This is a genomic window from Brevibacterium sp. VCM10 (genome assembly GCF_000583215.1).
Classification (GTDB): domain Bacteria; phylum Actinomycetota; class Actinomycetes; order Actinomycetales; family Brevibacteriaceae; genus Brevibacterium; species Brevibacterium linens.
Genome location: NZ_JAJB01000038.1, coordinates 18,696 through 35,758 on the forward strand (window position 1 = coordinate 18,696; position 17,063 = coordinate 35,758).

General features: G+C 63.6%; 14 protein-coding genes. 9 read left to right on the forward strand and 5 right to left on the reverse strand.

Annotated elements, in window-relative coordinates; translation table 11 throughout:
• Positions 1–2 precede the first annotated feature (2 nt).
• Genes AD89_RS19965 through AD89_RS0112045 form a run of 3 tightly spaced genes read right to left on the reverse strand, consistent with a single transcriptional unit; the run spans position 3 to position 2,007 of the window.
• Positions 3–656 carry a methyltransferase domain-containing protein gene (locus AD89_RS19965; protein ID WP_155807426.1) on the reverse strand — a complete coding sequence of 218 codons (654 nt, stop codon included), beginning with the start codon at positions 654–656 and terminating at the stop codon, positions 3–5.
• Positions 653–1,330, reverse strand: coding sequence for a TIGR04282 family arsenosugar biosynthesis glycosyltransferase (locus AD89_RS0112040; protein WP_025779199.1), 678 nt, complete (start codon positions 1,328–1,330; stop codon positions 653–655). Before AD89_RS0112040 ends, AD89_RS19965 begins: the two co-directional genes overlap by 4 nt.
• The gene (locus AD89_RS0112045) at positions 1,327–2,007 is read right to left on the reverse strand and encodes a glycosyltransferase family 2 protein (RefSeq protein WP_025779201.1); all 681 of its coding nucleotides are present in this window, start codon (positions 2,005–2,007) and stop codon (positions 1,327–1,329) included. The genes AD89_RS0112040 and AD89_RS0112045 overlap by 4 nt, the downstream gene beginning before the upstream one ends.
• A gap of 31 nt (positions 2,008–2,038) precedes the next feature.
• Here AD89_RS0112045 and AD89_RS20165 point away from each other — a divergent pair, with 31 nt between their 5' ends.
• Positions 2,039–3,379 carry a hypothetical protein gene (locus AD89_RS20165; protein WP_025779203.1) on the forward strand — a complete coding sequence of 447 codons (1,341 nt, stop codon included), beginning with the start codon at positions 2,039–2,041 and terminating at the stop codon, positions 3,377–3,379.
• A 200-nt stretch (positions 3,380–3,579) separates the two neighbouring features.
• Positions 3,580–4,068, forward strand: coding sequence for a hypothetical protein (locus AD89_RS18575; protein ID WP_231488629.1), 489 nt, complete (start codon positions 3,580–3,582; stop codon positions 4,066–4,068).
• 108 nt (positions 4,069–4,176) lie between these two features.
• Here the strand turns inward: AD89_RS18575 and AD89_RS0112060 are convergent, their stop codons facing one another.
• A complete protein-coding gene (locus AD89_RS0112060; RefSeq protein WP_025779207.1) occupies positions 4,177–5,052 on the reverse strand; it encodes a glycerophosphodiester phosphodiesterase in 876 nt (291 codons plus the stop codon).
• A 206-nt stretch (positions 5,053–5,258) separates the two neighbouring features.
• On the opposite strand from AD89_RS0112060, the gene AD89_RS0112065 reads away from it, so the two are divergent.
• A complete protein-coding gene (locus AD89_RS0112065) occupies positions 5,259–7,148 on the forward strand; it encodes a glycosyltransferase (RefSeq protein ID WP_025779209.1) in 1,890 nt (629 codons plus the stop codon).
• Here the strand turns inward: AD89_RS0112065 and AD89_RS0112070 are convergent.
• Positions 7,132–8,262: a magnesium and cobalt transport protein CorA gene (locus AD89_RS0112070; protein WP_025779211.1), complete on the reverse strand. Its 1,131-nt coding sequence runs from the start codon at positions 8,260–8,262 to the stop codon at positions 7,132–7,134. The genes AD89_RS0112065 and AD89_RS0112070 overlap by 17 nt on opposite strands.
• Positions 8,263–8,397: 135 nt before the next feature.
• On the opposite strand from AD89_RS0112070, the gene AD89_RS0112080 reads away from it, so the two are divergent.
• From AD89_RS0112080 to AD89_RS0112105, 6 genes are all read left to right on the forward strand, one after another.
• Complete coding sequence (locus tag AD89_RS0112080; protein WP_025779213.1) at positions 8,398–9,666, forward strand: CDP-glycerol glycerophosphotransferase family protein; 1,269 nt, start codon at positions 8,398–8,400, stop codon at positions 9,664–9,666.
• A 103-nt stretch (positions 9,667–9,769) separates the two neighbouring features.
• Positions 9,770–10,159, forward strand: coding sequence for a glycerol-3-phosphate cytidylyltransferase (gene tagD, locus AD89_RS0112085; RefSeq protein WP_025779216.1), 390 nt, complete (start codon positions 9,770–9,772; stop codon positions 10,157–10,159).
• A 64-nt stretch (positions 10,160–10,223) separates the two neighbouring features.
• Positions 10,224–11,054: a CDP-alcohol phosphatidyltransferase family protein gene (locus AD89_RS0112090; protein ID WP_025779218.1), complete on the forward strand. Its 831-nt coding sequence runs from the start codon at positions 10,224–10,226 to the stop codon at positions 11,052–11,054.
• Positions 11,051–11,974, forward strand: coding sequence for a glycosyltransferase family 2 protein (locus AD89_RS0112095; protein ID WP_025779220.1), 924 nt, complete (start codon positions 11,051–11,053; stop codon positions 11,972–11,974). Before AD89_RS0112090 ends, AD89_RS0112095 begins: the two co-directional genes overlap by 4 nt.
• 161 nt (positions 11,975–12,135) lie before the next feature.
• A complete protein-coding gene (locus AD89_RS0112100) occupies positions 12,136–14,256 on the forward strand; it encodes an acyltransferase family protein (RefSeq protein ID WP_081770458.1) in 2,121 nt (706 codons plus the stop codon).
• A gap of 107 nt (positions 14,257–14,363) precedes the next feature.
• Complete coding sequence (locus AD89_RS0112105; RefSeq protein WP_025779224.1) at positions 14,364–17,021, forward strand: polysaccharide pyruvyl transferase family protein; 2,658 nt, start codon at positions 14,364–14,366, stop codon at positions 17,019–17,021.
• Positions 17,022–17,063 lie beyond the last annotated feature (42 nt).

Consider the following 17,063-nt stretch of genomic DNA (forward strand, 5'->3'; position numbering starts at 1 on the left):
GTTCAGGCCTGCCCGTCACGGGTGAGTTCGGCGACGTGACGGCCTCCATGGCTGTGCAGTCGGCAGCCGTGCAGACCTGCGGCTGCGGCCACGTCGACGATGGCGTCGGCGCCGACGCGTGACCAGGCGAATGCGCCGGTGAGCTGTCCTCGCACGCGGAGTCGGATCCTCTCGTGGGCCAGTCCCGTGCCGGGCGCGTCGACCTCGACGAGGACGGATCCTGCCGGGCGCATCAGCTCGCGTATCCGCTGCAGCAGCCGGACCGGATCTCCGCCGATGCCCACGTTTCCGTCCGCCAGCAGAGCGTACTGCCAGCTGTCTTCCTCGAGGACGGCATCGAAGATGCTGCCGTGGACGGCGGTCGCGCCGCGTTCCTGGGCCAGTCTCACCGCGACGGGGGAGACATCAATCCCCAGAGCCGTGCCGCCGCGAGCGGCCAGGGCTCCGGCGAGGCGCCCCGCACCGCAGCCGACGTCGAGCGTCGGGCCGGTGCAGCGGTCGAGGAACAGCGCATGGTCGGCGGCATCGGGGGCGCCGATCCACTGTTGGACATCCAACCGGATCGTCGTGCCGTCCGCCCTGACCACGTCGCAGTCGTGGCCCGACATCGCGGCGTTCAAGGCGTCGAGCGGTGCGAAGTCGATGGTGTCGGTCATGGTTGGATTCCGATCTGTTCACGGTCGGCGGCGTCGGCGACCTCGGCGGCGAAACGGCTGTGCGGGATGAGGGAGGCGACCGCGTGTGCGTCCTCCCACCGATCGACATCGGCCAGGACGGGAACGGCGGCGACCCGAGCGCCCTCGCGCAGGAGCGCCTCCTCGGTGCGCACACCGGTGTCGGGTCGCGACATCGGCACCGCGGACAGGCAGGACGACCAGGCGGGCCTGCGCACCGCCAGCACCCACCACCCCCCGTCCTCGGCCAGACCGAGCGCGGCGTCATGGCTGTCCAAGGCCGTTGCCGCTGCCTCGAGGTCGGTGGTGGTGACCTGCGGCGTGTCCATGCCGATCTGGATGACACCGTGCCCGGAGTCGGCATCGTGGTGCGCGGCGATGAGCCGGGAGGCGAACGAGTCGCCGCGTTGGGCGATGACCCGGTGCCCGGCGCACGCCGAGGCGATGTCGCCTCCTCGCGTCGCCTGATCGAGGTCACCGGTCATCGCGATGACCACGGGCCGGCCCAGGCCGTTCACGACCTCGAGCGTGTCCAGCAGCGCGGCGGCGGCGATCCGCGAGGCCGCCTCGTCGCCGATGGTCGCCGCCAAACGGGTCTTGGCCTGACCGGGAACGGGTGCCTTGGCGACCACCAGCACCGTCGGCGCCGCGCTCACTTGAGCACCCCGGCGAAATCGACGATGGTCCGCCACGTCCCCAGCACCGTCCCGGAGACCTTGGATTTCGTTCCCTGCGCGCGCCGACGGTAGACGATGTCCTTCTCATGCACGGTCCAACCGGCTCGAGACGCCCGGATCATCAGCTCCAGCGGATAGCCGAACCGGCGGTCTCTGATATCCAAGGCCAGCAGATCGTCCCGACGGCAGACCCGCATCGGGGCCAGGTCGTGCACCGCGAAGCCGCTGCTGTGCCGAATCCACCAGGCGAGCAACGCGGTTCCGGCCCGTGCGTGCCACGGCCAGCTGTCTCTGGTCTCCGGGCGGCGGCGTCCGATCGCCATCGTGGCCGTTCCGCTGTTCACCGCCGACACCAGGTCGGCCAGGTCGGCGGCATCCATGGACCCGTCGCCGTCGAGCACTGCGACCAAGGGGGTCGTAGCGGCGAGGATTCCGGTGTGCACAGCGGCGCCGTAGCCGGCGACCTCTTCACGGACCACGTCGGCACCGAGGCGGCGGGCGACGTCGGCGGTGTCGTCGACCGACCCGTTGTCGACGACGATCACCTGCATGCGCTCGGGGATCGTGCTGAACACTCCCGGCAGGGCTGGTGCCTCGTCGCGGCAGGGAATCACAACGGTGCAGGCAAGCGGCTCACGTGCGAAGGGATCGGGCATAGGGCGACACTACCAGTGTTAGAATGTGAAAGTGCCCACACAAGCCTCCTTCCCTGCGCGCAAGGTCTGGGTCGCAGCAGTCGTCAGCACACTCATCGGTGCGATCGTCGTCGCCGTCGCCATTGCCTGGCCGCGAGTCACCGGAACCGATGTCTTCATCTACTGGCCCCCGCTGAAGGCGAGATGGACTCCGGGCTTCACCCCCACACTGCTGCTTCCCGTGCTGGTGGCGCTGACCGGGTTCTTGGTGTGGCGGCGAATGATCTCCGCCCTGAGGTGGGGCCCTTTCCTGGTCGCGGTCTTCGCCGCATCCTGGCTGTGGACGGCTGCGCTGGGCCATGTCCGGGGCGCAGAGAGCATCAGCAAGGTGTTCGCCCGTCCGAGCGAGTACTTCGTCGGTGCCAAGGAGGTGCCGTCGATCTCCGGGTTCCTGACCGGGTTCATCGAACGAGTGCCCCTGGATGCGAAGGGACATTGGCCGATTCACATCGCCGGTCACCCTCCGGGCGCAACGCTGTTCTTCATCGTGCTCGACCGCCTTGGCATCTCGGACCCGTACACGGCGGGCATCATCGTCCTCACCATCGGCAGCACGGCAGTCGTCGCGGTTCTGCTCACGGTGCGCACCCTGAGTTCGGAGACCTACGCGCGCCGTGTCGCCCCCTGGATCGTGGCGACCCCCTCGGCGATCTGGATGGGCGTGTCGGCGGATGCGATGTTCACGGCCACGGCCGCCTGGGGGTTGGCGCTGTTGGCGCTGGCTGCGACGGCGACCCGCCGAACGCGACTGATCGGCTGCGGGATTCCGGCCGGGCTGCTGCTCGGACTGTGCGTCTATTTCTCCTACGGCCTGGTGCTGTTGGGCGTCCTCGCGATCGCCGTGATCTGGCTGGGCGGCCGGTGGGAGGCGCTGTGGTGGGCGCTCGGTGGTGCGCTGCTCGTCGCCGCGGCATTCACACTGGCCGGATTCCGCTGGTGGGAGGGCTTCCCCGTCCTGGTCACCCGGTACTACGACGGAATCCAATCCAAACGGCAGTACGGCTACTGGGTGTGGGCGAACATCGGCGCCTGGACCTTCACCATCGGTCTGGCAGTCTGGGCGGCCATTCCCCGCGGCATCGCCGAAGCGTGGCGGCGCGGCGAGAGGAATCGGCGGGCCGTCGCTGTGCTGGGAAGCGCCGGGTTGTCCACGATCCTTCTGGCGACCCTGTCGAGCATGAGCAAGGCGGAGGTCGAACGCATCTGGCTGCCGTTCACGATCTGGGTGCTGCTGCTGCCGTCGCTGCTGCCGCTGCGGTGGCATCGCCCTCTGCTGGCGACGCAGTTGGCGTCCGCGATCGCCATCGAATACTTCCTCACGACACAGTGGTGACCGTGCTGCCGCCCGTCGCCTTCTGAAGTACGGGGAATGAGACGCAAAGCGACTCAGGTGTCGATACCGGACCGATGACGATCCGCGCGGTGCTTCGTATCGTGGACGACGACAACGACGGCACAGCCTCGCAGCTGCCCCTCACCATCGGGCAGTGGCCACGTGTCGAGACCGAGACCGCGAGGAACAGGATACGAACCATGAACCATCCCGCCACTTCCCCCGACGAGGAGCCCCGCTCCACCCCGATGCGACGTCGGCTCGGCCTGCCGCTCGTCGTGATCGTGGGGCTCGCGCTTCTCGCGGCACCACGAGTGGTCTTCCACGACCTCGACATCATCCATGAGGGCACATTCGCCAACGCCCTGTTCGTCTTTCTGCCGCCGATCATCTGGATCGTCACCGCCCTGGTGGCGAGGGTCCCGAGCCCTCTCACCACGCTCCTGGCCGTCGGCCTCTGCTATGGAGTCTTCCTGGCGCTCGGTCACCAGATCCTGTGGAACCATTCGATGGGCGACAACCCGCCGGAGCTCGGAGGAAATCTCGCTGCCCTCGACCCGGGGGCGCAGGCACTGGTATTCCGCACCTTCGCAGTCGGCTCGAGCCTTCTGACCGGAGTGTTGGTCGGAGCACTCTCCGGTGCCCTTGCTTGGGGTCTGAAGGTCCTGCTCTGGCGGCCTCAGAACTGACAGCCCGCCGGAGCGCCGATCCAGACTCGATCATGCACTCAGACACGACCGTGCCCGGACGACCGAAGCCGTCCGGGCACGAAATCAAACGGAATCCGTGCAGTCTGCTCAGTCCGTCCAGGCGTCGTCGGTGAAGTAGCCGTCGATGAACCCGGGCAGTCGGCTCCCGTCCTTCGCGGTCGCCAGCGTGTACGGGGCGACGTGGAAGCCGGCCTTGTCGAGCTCGCGCATCTTGTTCGTCGGCAGGTTCTTGCTCGGTCCCACCCATTCGATGCCGGCGTCCTTGATCTCTGCCGGTGATTCCTTCGGCATGGTCGACCCCATGAGGTAGAGCGAGGTGTATCCGCGTTCGGCGATCGTCTTCGCAGCTTCGAAGTCGAAGGACTGGACGACGAGGGAATCTTTCAGTCCGCGTTCGTCGAATTCGTCGAGGACTCGGTCGACCTCCTCTGGGGTGGCTCCGGGCTTGATCTCGGGCACGAGGACGACCTCGCCTCCCATCTCGTCGAGGAGTTCGTCGAGGGTGACGGTTTCGGCGTCTTCTCCGCCGGCGGGATGCTTGATCGTGGCGGCGTCCCATTCCTCCCGGCTGAGGTCGCGGATGGGTCCGGTGGCACCGTTGAGAGTGCGGTCGGCGGTGTCGTCGTGGATGAGGACGGGGGTGCCGTCTTCGAGGAACTGGATGTCCATTTCGGGGAGGAAGCCGTCCTTCGCTGAGGCGGTGAATCCTTCCATGGATTCTTCTGGGTAGACGTCGGCGCCGCCTCGGTGGGAGATCGTGGTCGGGAATTCGATGTCGGCGACCTTGTCCGGGGCGGTGAAATCGCTGGGGGAGCCGAGCCCTGGTGCGTCGCTGGCGGAGCCGAGCCCGGCGGCTGCCGCTGGGGCGAGGCCTGCGCCGAAGGTGGCGGAGGCGGTGAGCGCCGCGGTGGCGAGGATGGTGAATGGACGGGTGCGCTTGGATGCTGCTCTCTGTGTAATCACGCCCTCGACGCTATGGAGGGCAGGTGATCGTGTGGCGAAGCCGCCGTGAACGTCATCGGCCCAGTGGACGAACGGGTGGGAAATGAAAAACCTCGCCGAGGCGGCCGTGAACTGCCGTACCCCCGCTTCGCGGGCATCGAGCTGAGGAACGTGCCGCAGTGGCGTGTCGGCGAACGCCGCCGGCGCTTTCGGCCTATATTTCTGTAGTGAACGTCATCCCCACAGCGAAGCCCGCGCACCCTCATCCCCACCGCTTTCCCCACCGCGGCATCCTTCCCGAAGGCCGCTATTACACCCTGACCTGGGGCATCACCGACGACTTCGGCGGTATGACCACGGTGTCCCTCGAACGCAGCTCGGCCTTCGCCCGCCTCGACAACAGAACCGTCGAGATCCTCACCCTGAGCCCCGAGCTCAAAGGGCGCGACCGACAACGGGAACTCCGCGTGGCCGACCGCATCGACCGTCGTGTGAAGGTGAGCAACCTGTGGCAGGACCTCACCGCGTGGTCCGACCGAAAGCTGCGACGCATGGTCGGCACGCTCGACCCCGACCCTGCGGCCGCCGACGATGCGCTGAAGCGGACCGGGCGGGAATGGTCTGAGCAGAGGAACGATCCTGACGGTCGGCTGCTCCAAGTCGATCGCTACCATGATCGTGGGCACCTGCTCGTCGTCGACCGCCAGGACGTGAAGAAGCGAGGCCGCCGAGGCGGACGTCTGATCACTCTGTTCGATCGTGAGCAGACGATCATTGCACAGTGGGCGACAGCCCGGGAGTTCTACCAGGCCTGGCTCGACGTGGTGATCGGGACGAAACCGTCATACCTCATCTGTGACTCAGCATTCGTCGGAAATCTCATCCACGGATATCGCCGCGAGAACATCATCCTCTGCCAAGTCGTGCACAATCACCATCTCAATTCGCCGCACGTCGACGGTGACGGTGAGCTCTCGGCAGAGAAGTTCGGTTTCCTCCGGAGCCTCGATGCCTTCGATCTGGTCACGACGCTCACCGACGTTCAGAGGCACGATATGAACGAGCTGGAGCTGTCGGCCGGCAAGATCAGTACGGTATCGAACCTCACACACCAGCTCAACGGCGATCCGGCAGCATCCCGGCCTCGCGGCACAGGCGCGATGATCGCTCGACTCGTGCCCCAGAAGAGGGTCGAAGACGCCATCGAGGCGATCGCAGGGATCTCGGACGCCGAGTCCGCGGTGACTCTGGACGTCTACGGCGAGGGTGAGGACCGCGCGATGCTGACCGGCCTCATCGCTGACCGGGACCTCGCCGAGCGTGTCCGCCTCCGCGGTCACGTCTCCGGCGCAAAATCGGCTTTCCACACGAGCTCATTCAGCGTGCTCACCAGCCGCTACGAAGGCCAAGGGCTGGTCGTACTCGAAAGCATGTCGGCCGGATGCATCCCCATCTGCTACGCGGTGGAATACGGACCGGCCGACATCATCGACCACGGCGTCAACGGATTCCTCGTTCCGGCCGGCGATGTCGCGGCACTGTCGGACACCATTGCGACGTTCCTGACCATGCCGGAAGCCGAGGTGAAGGCGATGCGACGGAACGCGATCGATCGTGCGGCCGACTTCGCTGCGCCCGCGATCGTCGACAGATGGGGGCAGGTGCTGAGCAGACAGCGTTTCACTCCCATACGCGAATTCTCCGAGCTGCGCGCGGAACTGCTGGACGCCCGGGTGACGGGCGAAGGCATCGACCTGTCCGTGGCACTGTCAGGGATGGGAACCATCGCACCGGTCGATGTGTACGTGTCATGGACGTCTCGAGTGGGAAGTCACTATGGGAGAGTGCGAGCGAACTCGGATGAGCGCACTGCCTCGGCCACGATCCCGCCGGAAGCATGGGGCGGTGGAGTCACCGGCTATCTGGATCTCTCGGTCGACGTCGCCGGCGGTCGCGGCTTCGGACGGGCACGCATCTCCAGCCGGGATGACGCCATCGGCAACAACACTGATCGGATTCGGCTGTACACGACCAAGCACGGCAATCTCAGCGGCCACGTGCTCGACGCCGAGGCGGACTCGGCCGCGAACGCGCCCGAACTCACATCCACTTCTTGACCCGGAAGACCACATAGAGCACGATGCCCAGCCCGAGCATGAGCCCCAACGCCATCGGGTAGCCGAAGGCCCAATGGAGTTCGGGCATATCGTCGAAGTTCATGCCGTAGATCGCTCCGACGAGGGTGGGCGCGAAGAGGATCGCCGCCCACCCGGAGATCTTCTTCATGTCCTCGTTCTGCCGCTGAGCGACGAGGGTGGAGTTGACGTTGAGGATCTGCGACAGGGACTCACGCAGCTCGCCCGCCTCGGCGAGAACCCGAGTGAGGTGGTCGGTGACGTCATCGAGGTAGGCCCGCAGCTCATCGGGGATCGCGTACTTGGCTGCACCATTGCCCAGTGCCTGCGTCAGGCGATTGAGGTGGGTCGAATTGTGGAGGACATCGATGACCTCTTGGCTGAGGAGATAGATGCGCTCGGCTGCGGCGGTGTCCCCGCTGAACACCTGACGTTCGATCCCGTCCTTGTCATCCTGCAGTCCGTCGAGGACGGGGAAGTAGCCATCGACGGCGGTATCGAGGAGGCGGTAGATGAGAGCCTCGGGGCCGAGGGCGAGCAGGTCGCGGTCTTTCGTCCAGCTGCGCTTCTCGTTCGAGAAGTACTCCTGGATTCCATCTGTGTCCGGTGGAATCGGAGTGCCGTCGATGAACCGGTCTCCCTGGCAGATGATGACGAGCGCGTCGTCCTTCATCAGCAGGTGGAACTCGTTGAATTCGACTTCCTCCTTCGCGTCGATGTAGACCGCCGATTTGAGGACGACGAAGAGCACATCACCGTAGCGTTCGACCTTGGCCCGCTGGTTCGCGTGGAAGAGGTCATCGACGAGAACCGGATGCAGGTCCCACGCCGAGGCGACTTCCGCGAGGACTTCGGGTGTCGAATGCGGAATCACCACCTGTGTGATCGATCCCGTCGCCTGAGTTTCGGAGCGATCGGCGGCGTGCGCGCTCAGGGCGTCGCTGAAAGCCTCCGTGACCTGCAGCTGCTGAGGCTCGCTGTCGACGATCCTGCGGCTGAACACCGATGACACGCGAGGGGCGGTCGCTGCGGACGCTCCCATCGTGCGCTTTCGCAATGACGGTCGATCGAACCGCTGCCGGCTGTGTGATGACATGTGCTCCCTTTCGCAGAATCTCACCCAAAACTAGCCGATTGCAGCCGGGCGCAGCGATTGCGCACCGGAACGCAGTTCATTGGGAACGGAGGTCGAGTTCAGGTCGAACACAGATAGGCATGCACAATAGTCTCCATGACCTTCCTACCGGCAGATCTGCCGCATACCGCAGTTCGTGGTGCCTCCTTTGCGCAGTCAGTCGCCAAGCTCGCCGCGCGACGACTGCGTGAACGCGTTCGTGAGTCTCGGCTGCCCGATGACTTCAACCCGCAGGACGACGACGCGTTCGTCGTGGCCGCGTACTTCGCCGGGGACCTCAGCTCGGTCTACCAACTCGAACAGTGGCTGTGGCCGTTCGAGCAGCTCGAGTCCCGACTGAACGACCTCGGCTACGGGGATCGTCCCTTCGGCATCATCGTCCGGAACTCGCTCGTCGCCAGACACCTCAAGGGCGTCACCTCTTTTCCCGTCCGCTTCTCACGCCTGACGAAGGGACTCGACGAGTTCATGCAGGCACCGAGTCTGCGGGCCGTATTCTATGTCAACCAGGGCACGAGCAACTTTCAGGCCCTGCGCTATCCCGAACCGGCTCATGTGCACCTCAGCCATGGTGAGAGTGAGAAGATCTCGATGATCTCCAATCAGCTCAAGGGCTACGACTACGTATTCACGGCCGGGCAGGCGGCACGAGAGCGGATCGAGCAGACTCTGTACGGCATGAGCGATGATCGCATGTTCGACGTAGGGCGGCCCCAACTGGATCGACCGCGATCGGTTCCGCCCGAGTGGGAAGAGTTCAAGGCCGAAAACACCGACGGCAAGGCGGTCTTCTACGCCCCGACGTGGGAAGGCGACTCTCCGTCGATGGCATATGGAACCATCGCCTACAACGGGGAGGAGATCGTCACCTCCCTGCTCGACGCCGGGTACTGTGTGATCTTCCGACCCCATCCGCGGACGGGGGTGATGCGCCACGAGTTCGAAAAGGCAGCGGAGAACGTCGCGGAGATCGTCGAGGCCGATCCACGAGGATTCCTCGATGAGAGTCCGGACGTGTCGTGGCAGCTGGATGAGGCCGACCTGGCCGTGGTCGAGATGACATCGGTGGCATTCGACTGGCTTGCGTCCGGCAAACCGCTGGTGATGGTCAAGCCCCAGCAGCCGGAAGCAGAAGTGCTCGAGGGAGGTCTGCTCGACCGGTGTCCGGCCGTGGATCCGGCGAGTCGGGAAAGCGTCGTCGACCTCATCGACGAAGCCGTCTCTCGAACCGGCTCGGTCGCCGAACTGGCTCAGTTCTATCTGGGCGACACCGCGGCGGGAGCGCAGACCGCTCGCTTCATCCGATCGAGCGAACAAGTGATCAGCAACCGGTCCGAAGAACGCCGCTTGAAGCACCACGAGTGAGCCGTGTAACACTTCCTTAACCGGAAGTAACAAAATGATAAACTAACGCGGAACTTATTCTGCGGCTCACGAGGTGAGCTTCGACCTCTGAACGGAATCAGTCATGAAACGAGTCATCACGTACGGAACATTCGACCTGCTCCATTACGGGCATATTCGACTGCTCCAACGCTGCAAAGACCAGGGAGACTACCTGGTCGTTGCGCTCTCGAGCGACGAATTCAACGCCGGCAAGGGAAAGAAGTCGTACTTCTCCTACGAAGAGCGCAAGCACATGCTCGAAGCCATCCGCTACGTCGATCTCGTCGTTCCCGAAGACAACTGGGAGCAGAAGTCGACTGACGTCGACAAGTACCACATCGACACCTTTGTCATGGGCGATGACTGGACAGGGGAATTCGACTTCCTCAAGGACAAGTGCGAAGTCGTCTACCTGCCGCGGACTCCTGAGATCTCGACGACGCGGATCAAGAGCGAGCTGGGCAAGTCCTGACTGCACTGGCGCGGCCCCCGCGCTATCGTGACTGGACATCATCATGGATCTGAGAGGAACGGACGTGCCCGGAAAGCCTTCGGCAAAACATCCGACGCTGTCGGAGCTTCGGGCCAAGGCACAGCCGCCGGAGGTCCGCAGCCGCAAGAATGCCGAGCACTGGACGGCGCAGCTCTATCTCCGCCATATCTCGATCTACTTCACGATGCTCCTCGTGCGCACGAGGATCAGCGCCAATGGAGTCACCGGCCTGATGATCCTGGCAGGATGGTGCATCGCCGCGAGTCTGCTCATCCCCGGAATCTGGGGAGCGGTCCTCGCCGTGTTCTTCTCACAGGTGCAGATGTACATCGACTGCTGCGACGGTGAGGTCGCACGGTGGCGGGGAACCAGCGGAGCGAAAGGCGTATTCCTCGACAAAGTCGGTCACTACACGACTGAAGGTCTGGTGGCGGTCGCGCTCGGCGTGCGGGCCGTGGGGGAGTGGAATGCCCTCATCGACGACCCTGCGGGTTCGTATCCGTTCCTGCTTGCCGGGACCGTTCTGGCCGGATTGGTGCTGCTGAACAAAGCACTCAACGACATGGTCCACGTCTCCCGTGCCTTCAACGGACTCGACAAGCTCGCGGACTCGAAGGAAGCGACAGCACTCAATCCCGGAGTCATTTCTACCCTCAAGCGCATCGCTCGGTTCGTTCCGTTCCACCGCATCTTCCACTCGGTCGAGATGTCTCTGATGGCATTGGCCTCGAGCATCGTCACTGCGATTGCCGTATCGGCAGGAGCCGACCCGCTGTTCGGGGAGCGCTGGCTCATCCTCATCATGGCACCGCTGTGCCTGCTATCGGTCATCGGCCACTTCCTGTCGATCATGGCGTCGAGGAGGCTGTCATGAGCGAATCCTCGCGCATACTCTCTCAGCACTTCGACGACAATCGACGCTACACGTTCGGCGTTGTGGTTCTCAGCCAGGGAAAGCGGTTGGAGGACCTCAACCGCGGATTCGAGTCGCTGCTCGCACAGAAGGGCGTCGACCTCGACATCGTCTGTGTGGGCAACGGGTGGGAGCCGGAAGGCATCCCGGGCCAGGTCAAGAAATTGGGACTGCCTGAGAATCTCGGCATTCCGGCCGGGCGCAATGCAGGCGTCCCCCATGTCGACGGTGAGTTCCTGTTCTTCCTCGACGATGACGCATGGCTGCCTGATGACACTTCGCTCATGCGTATGGCCCAGCTGATGCGCACGAAGCCGCAGATCGGTCTGATTCAGCCGAGGGTCGAAGAACCTGGCGGGCCGGACGCGCCGAAACGGTGGATTCCCAGACTCAAGAAGGGAAGCGCCGACCACTCATCGAATGTGTTCTCCGTGTGGGAGGGCGCAGTCTGCATGCAACGCCGGGCATTCGACGAGTGCGGTGGATGGCCGGCACCGTTCTGGTACGCGCATGAGGGCATCGAACTCGCCTGGCGGGTCTGGGACGCCGGCTACATCGTCTGGTATATGGGCGACCTCGCCGTCGCCCACCCGGTGATCGACCCGAGACGCCATGACGAATACTTCTACATGAACGCGAGGAACCGTGTCTGGCTGGCCAGGCGCAACCTGCCCTGGCCCTTCAGCTGGGCCTATGTGGGCTCCTGGACATTGATGCAGTTCATCAAGTGGGCCAACAAGCCTCACCAGCTCAAAGCGTGGATGGAAGGGTGGCGCGCCGGATGGCGTCTCGACCCGTGGGGTCAAGACGAAGACAGGCAGAAACTGTCGAGGAGGGGCGTTCTTCGAATGTCCCGGCACGGCCGGCCGCCGATCGTGTGACGTCACGCCGCCATGGCGAACGATGTGCGTCATGACAGCAGAAATCAGACCGGGGAGTCTCCGGAGAGCATGCTGTCGGCTGCGCACGACGGAAATGAGCAATGACAGCGACAGCAGTCGGGTCCGAACCAACCGACTGAGAAACCAAGTGGAGCCTTTTGATGCAGTCGACAGCAACCGTTGCTGAGAACTCCCAGCGAAGTACTCCTCCTCCCCAACCCTCGGGTTTTCGTTCCGATATCCAGGGGCTGCGAGCTCTGGCTGTGGGCATCGTGCTCCTCTACCACCTGTGGCCCGACCGCTTCGTCGGCGGGTTCGTCGGAGTGGACGTCTTCTTCGTCATCTCCGGCTTCCTCATCACCAGCCACCTCATCAAGTCCCCTCCGCGCAGCTGGGGCGATGTGGCAAAGTTCTGGGCGCGACGAGTCCGGCGGCTGCTGCCGGCGTCACTGCTCGTCCTCTTCCTCGTCGGAATCGCAACCTTCCTCGTTGCTCCACAATCTGTCTGGGCCGATACCGGACGCCAGATCCTCTCCGCAGGGCTCTACGTCGTCAACTGGGACTTCGCCGTATCCAGCGTCGACTACCTGGCTGCGGACAATGCTCCGTCGCCGGTGCAGCATTTCTGGTCACTGTCCGTCGAGGAACAGTTCTACTTCGTCTGGCCGATGATCATCGGTCTGGCGTTCCTGGTCGGGGCGAAGCTCGGCCGATCCAAGAAGATCGTCGGTTTCACCGTTCTCGGAATCTTCCTCGCCTCACTCATCTTCTCCATCGTCTACACGGCCAACGAACCGGCGATGGCCTACTTCATCACCCCGACCAGGATGTGGGAGCTGGCCATGGGCGGGCTGGTTGCCGTCTTCGTCATCTACGTTCGACCTGAGCGCCTTCCGTTCAGCTCTCTGCTCGGGTGGGTCGGACTCGCCGGAATTGTGGCAGCCACCTTCCTCATCCGCGCAGACATGCCGTTCCCCGGCTACATTGCGCTGGTCCCGGTCCTCTCGACGGCACTCGTCATCCTCGCTGACTCGCGCGGCCCGACCTCCGTGCTTGCGCTGCTGTCATTGCGGCCCGTTCGTTTCCTCGGCGATATCTCGTACTCCGTCTATCTCTGGCATTGGCCCCTCATCGTTCTCGTGCCCTACCTTTCGGCCAAGCTTGGACGCTCGGAGAGCCTCGGCGTACTGGACAATATCGCGATCATTCTGGTCTCGATCATTGCCGCGTGGGCGTCGACGACCTGGGTCGAGAACCGGTTCCGCAAGTCGTCGTTCTTCAGCAGTTCGAAGAAGACCTTTGCGTTTGCGGCACTTGCCATGGCTCTCGTCGCGGCTCTGGGGCTCAGCCAGATGGTCGTCGCCAACACCATCGTCGAGCAGAACGAGGACAAGCTGCAGGCCCAGCTGGATGACCCCGATTCCTGTCTCGGTGCCGGGATTCTTCTTCCCAACGCGAAGGACAACCCGAACTGCGAAGACAAGGATTCGCTGCAGATGGAACCCGCTGCGGCGAAGAAGGACAAGTCCAAAGCCTATGCTGATGGCTGTTGGGCCAGCGCACCATATGCGAGCAAACCGGAATGCACGTACGGAGACGGGTCGAAGCATGTCGCACTCGTCGGAAACTCGCATGCCGGACATTGGCTGCCGACGCTCGAGAGATTGGCCGACGAGCATGATCTGACGATCACCACGTTCCTCGCCTCGAACTGCAGCATTTCGACCCTGCCTCAGGACCTGTCGACGCCGGAGGAAACAAAGGGATGTCAGGATTACGCCGATTGGGTCTCGAAGAGAACGACCGAAGGCGGCTTCGACGCAGTGATCACCTCGGAACGGCAATCCACTCCGCTGGAAGGCATGGACTGGGAAGAGACCGAGAAGAAGGCACCCGCCGGGCACCATGAGATCCTGCAGCGCTGGGTCGATGCTGATTTGGACGTTGTGGTCATTCGGGACACCCCATACCCCGGTGGAGCCGATATCACCGTGCCGGATTGCGTCGCCAAGCACGAAGACGACCTCGAGCAGTGCTCCGGAACCCCGGAGTCGTGGCATTGGATGGACCCGCTGGCCGCCTCGGCGAGGAGTATGGACTCGAAGCGGCTGTCGATCATCTACCCGCAGGACTGGTTCTGCCCTGAGGGGCGCTGCGAGTCAGTCATCGGCGGAGTCATCACCTATTTCGATACCGCCCATATCACCGCGACCTATGCGCAGACACTTGCCCCGCAATTCGACGCGAGCCTGCGCAGAACAGGACTCGGCACCTTCGACTGAGACTGCTGCGGTTCATCGAACTGACAGTCAAGTCGGATACCGTGTGCCTGATTGCCCTGACCGCCGACTGCTACGAACGACCGATACCTCTGCAAAGGACTGAGCGAGTGACCACTGGACGAAACGCCGCCGACCGATACTTCAGCAAGGGACGAGAACTGGTCAAACCCGTCGTCCACGGAATCGCCCGACGTGCCCTGCCTGTGGTGGAACGAGCGTCCGGGACGAAGTACGTGCGCGAACGAGCCGCCGGAGGGCCCGGAGCTGGGAAGCCCGCCGGATCGGCGAAGAAGATCGCGACGGACACCGCTCGCGCGTATCGAAAGCTGGCCTCAGGGCTCAAAGGCAAGACAGCCGAAGACACAGACGGCTGGACGGTTGCGCCCTCGACTCGAGAAGTCGACGCAAAATCGCGCCAGTTGTCGCGGGTGAAGGCTCATGCGACGCTCTCGGAAGCTCTGGCACAGGGTGAAGCTCTCGGGGAATCGGCGGTCGACGCGGCACGGGTTCTCGTTGCAGAAGGACACCTGGCGGAGGCTGCGTCCATCGGTCTGAATCTCCGCGGCCGTGCGTCGACCGAAGAAGCCGGCAGGGTGATCCTCGGAATGGCATATCAGCGGTCATCGGACCCGGAAGTGTCGTGGGCAGAATTTGCGAAGATCGACGACCGCGACATCATCGTCGCCGCCGCCGAAGAGTACTTCCCTACTGCAATCGACACCCTCGGGCAGGAAGCCCTGCCGCTGCTCGACCGCTCGAATGACGCAGGCGAAACCGACCGTTGGAGCGACAAGGCAGTGCTGCGCACCTCTGAATCGGCCTTCTGCATCGGAGCCTTCGACCATGTGCGCACCCTCATCGAATCACGCCTCGAGAGGCCGTTGGACCAGATCGATACGGCGGTGCGCTACGAGCTCAACCGCATGCTCGATTGGCTTCCAGGTGGAAAGCACCTCGAGCCTCTTCCGACCACACCGGGCAAACGCAACTTCGGTGTGCTCAGTTATGACCAGCCGGGGATCCGGTCCCGCAACATCGGCGACTACATCCAGACGATTGCCTCCATCGGCCACCTGCTGCGCTACGAGAACCTCAGCTTCTCGGGCGACGCGGGCCTGACCGAACTGTTCACAAAGCTCCGCACGACGGTCAAAGACGAACGAAAGTACGCAGGCCCTGAGGCTGAACTCAACCTCGTCGAGGTCTACAGGGACGGCAACGTCTATCAGGACATTCCGGAAGACACCTGGTACATCGCCTTCGGGTGGTACATGCACGACATCTTCGGCAAGTCGTTCAACATTCCGTTCCACCCGAACCTGCGGCCGATTCTGCTCTCCGTCTTCGTCCGCTACCCGGAGATGCTCACCCCCGATGCCATCGCCTACCTGAAGAAGTACGGTCCGGTCGGGTGCCGTGACTGGCAGTCGGTCGCCGTGCTCAGAGCCGTCGGTGTTCCGGCATTCTTTTCCGGGTGCCTCACCACGACGGTCGATACCCTGTTTCCTGCTCCGTCGGCTGACCGGCGGTCCGGCACGGTGCGAATCGACTGGACCAAGGGCGGAAAAGGGCCGAAGAAGAAACAGACGGTCACCGCGATCCGCGACAAGACCTTCCCGGAGAACCTGGAACTGGCCCGCAACTGGGTCGCCGACTACGCCTACAAGTACAAGCGAGTTCTCACCTCGCGACTGCATGCGAACCTGCCCGCGCGGTCGGTGGGCGCCGAGGTCGAATTCGAACCGAAGAACAAATCGGATTCACGATTCGGCGGGCTGATCGGCATCGATGAAACCGAGTTCGACGCCATTCGAGACGGGATCTTAGACAAACTCTCAGTGCTCCTGCCGCTCATCGCGACGGGTGCAACCGACGACGAGATCTACTCGAAGTGGGTCGAGATCACTGCCGATGACATGGCTGCGGCCGATGAGTATCTCGCGACTGCCACGTTGCCGAGCGCAGAGAGCACAACCATTTCCGCCGCCGTGAACACGACCGACCGACCGGTTCCAGAAGAACATGTCACAGACGTCTTCATGACTGTTGAGAAGGGCGAAGAGTCTCTGGTTGCAACGGCCGTCACGTCCATCGACGCCCACGCCTCCGGTCGGTATCGCGTCTGGCTGCCGTCCGGAGCAGTGAATGCGGAGGCCGCCGATGAGATCCAGGCACAGCTGTCGCGCGGCACAGTCGTGAGATTGGGACCGGTGTCCTATGCTGACATCGCGAACGAGAATGACCTGGTGCAGGCGCTGCTTCCGGTGCTGTTCCCCGACCATGAGCGCCTCGTCGTCGTTCCCGCAGCCGGTGAGTTCTCAGCCGACATAGTCGAGCTTTCGAGGGCCGAACTCGGGAGCACATTGCTCGCCGCGAAACATGATGTGAGGAAGAACCGCTCCAGCGGTCTCACGCTGATGAGGAGGATCGCGAGCTCATTCGGCGACGATCATGTCGGCGCACTCAACTTCGTCTTCGCAAGTCATGCCGACCTCACCGAGGACTTCGTTCCCTTCGACCCGCAGACTGCTGTCCTCAACCTCAGCGGAATACGCAGCGAAGGCCTTGTCAACAAGATCATCGGTCTGATGCAGGAGCTCAAACTCAGTTACGTTGACGCAATGCAGACGATCGTCGGCGGACGGTACTCCGACATCGGCGACGAATGGAACGTCCGAGCCCAGTGGGAGACGTCGGACAGCCCCAAGATCGTCAACTGGCGGCGCCAGACACGCTACTTCGGTCGCATGACACTGACACGTTGATCAGCGCCGCTGAGACCGCCGCACGAGAAGAGCTGAGAAGGA

What these genes read in the sequence shown, in the direction of transcription:
- AD89_RS0112070 (WP_025779211.1), bottom strand. Translation starts at nt 8,262, where the DNA reads ATGTCATCACACAGCCGGCAGCGGTTCGATCGACCGTCATTGCGAAAG.
- AD89_RS0112095 (WP_025779220.1), top strand. Translation starts at nt 11,051, where the DNA reads ATGAGCGAATCCTCGCGCATACTCTCTCAGCACTTCGACGACAATCGA.
- AD89_RS19965 (WP_155807426.1), bottom strand. Translation starts at nt 656, where the DNA reads ATGACCGACACCATCGACTTCGCACCGCTCGACGCCTTGAACGCCGCG.
- AD89_RS0112100 (WP_081770458.1), top strand. Translation starts at nt 12,136, where the DNA reads ATGCAGTCGACAGCAACCGTTGCTGAGAACTCCCAGCGAAGTACTCCT.
- AD89_RS0112080 (WP_025779213.1), top strand. Translation starts at nt 8,398, where the DNA reads ATGACCTTCCTACCGGCAGATCTGCCGCATACCGCAGTTCGTGGTGCC.
- tagD (WP_025779216.1), top strand. Translation starts at nt 9,770, where the DNA reads ATGAAACGAGTCATCACGTACGGAACATTCGACCTGCTCCATTACGGG.
- AD89_RS0112045 (WP_025779201.1), bottom strand. Translation starts at nt 2,007, where the DNA reads ATGCCCGATCCCTTCGCACGTGAGCCGCTTGCCTGCACCGTTGTGATT.
- AD89_RS18575 (WP_231488629.1), top strand. Translation starts at nt 3,580, where the DNA reads ATGAACCATCCCGCCACTTCCCCCGACGAGGAGCCCCGCTCCACCCCG.